Source organism: Azospirillum sp. Sh1, assembly GCF_008365135.1.
Classification (GTDB): domain Bacteria; phylum Pseudomonadota; class Alphaproteobacteria; order Azospirillales; family Azospirillaceae; genus Azospirillum; species Azospirillum oryzae.
In genome coordinates this window covers 1-1,184 of the sequence record NZ_VTTK01000091.1, presented here as the reverse complement: position 1 = coordinate 1,184, position 1,184 = coordinate 1, and the positions used below count along the sequence as shown (strand labels likewise).

The window sequence follows — 1,184 nt, the reverse complement described above, 5'->3', positions numbered from 1 at the left end:
GTCACCACGAAGCCGCCGTCCTTCAGCGCCGTGATGAAAGGCCGCCCCTGGTCGTATGTGGTCGTGCTGTTGACCGTAAAGGTGCCACCGACCGCATTGCCCTGCGCATCGTAGCGCCGGGCCATCACATCTGCGCCGGCATTCAGCAAAGCTGACGACCACGCAACGACACTTCCGCCATCCGTCAGGGTAGAAACGGTAATCCATTCACCCGGTAGTGCCCCCGCTACCTTGACCGTCTGTTGGGCATTAAGGGGACCGTCAGCCGGCTGGGTCGTTACACGACTTTGCGTCCAGTCGCTCCACTGCTGCCCATCGAACCCCCGGATTTGAACAGTGTCGGTACCAATTCCAGTTCCGGCAGACCAGTGTATGCGGCTGAGATCAGCACTGGAAACGACGATGCTCTGGCCCTTTGCCTGCCTGACACCGTCAACCGATAGCCATCCACTTTGCAAGCCGTCCGTCATATCCTTAAACTCGTATGCAACCAATTGTTGCAAGCCGGCAGATGTCCAACGATCACCCTGAGCGTGAGCAGAGTCGAATAGAGCTGTAACGACGACATCGCTTCCGGTTGTCGTCAGGACGTCGTGGGCAGGAAGGAGGGGAACGGTGGTGTTGGCTGTAAAGCTGCGCATCAGCAATTCGTAATCTCCGCTGGCAGCTGTGCTGTTATCATATTCAAGCCATGCCGCAGCGAACCCACCATCGGCTCGGGCCACAATCTCGGGATAAAGTAGATTGCCGCTGGAGGCTGCACTGATTTGGAATTCTCCACCGACAGCTTTTCCATCGGCTTGGAAACGCCGGCCAAAGAGAGCGTATCCACCACTGGGTGCGATGCTTCCCCAACTTACCAGGAAATCGCCATCAGCTAGGCTGGTGACAACTGGATTGTACTGGTCCGTGAAAACCGTTTGCGTGATTGGGACCTCACCTCCCCGGCGGGTTCCGTCGGCGTTAAAGACTTGGCCATAGACGCCGAGTCCGCTTCCATCCTGTCCAGCAGACTGCCAGACCACGACCCATCCGCCATCGGTCAACGCGGACACGGCGGCATAGGTCTGGTCACCGCTGGTATAGCTGTTCACCCGGGTCTCTGAGCCGACCGGGTTGCCGGCAGCGTCGTAACGCTGCTGATACATTCCGCTTCCGCTGCCATCCTGGGCACCGCGCGACTC

Annotated in this window: 1 protein-coding gene; it reads right to left on the bottom strand. The window is 58.7% G+C overall.

Going from position 1 to position 1,184, the window contains the following annotated elements:
- Nucleotides 1–1,148: hypothetical protein (locus FZ029_RS32730; protein ID WP_211104289.1), on the bottom strand; the 1,148-nt coding region annotated here is incomplete at its 3' end.
- Between the last annotated feature and the right edge of the window lie 36 nt (nucleotides 1,149–1,184).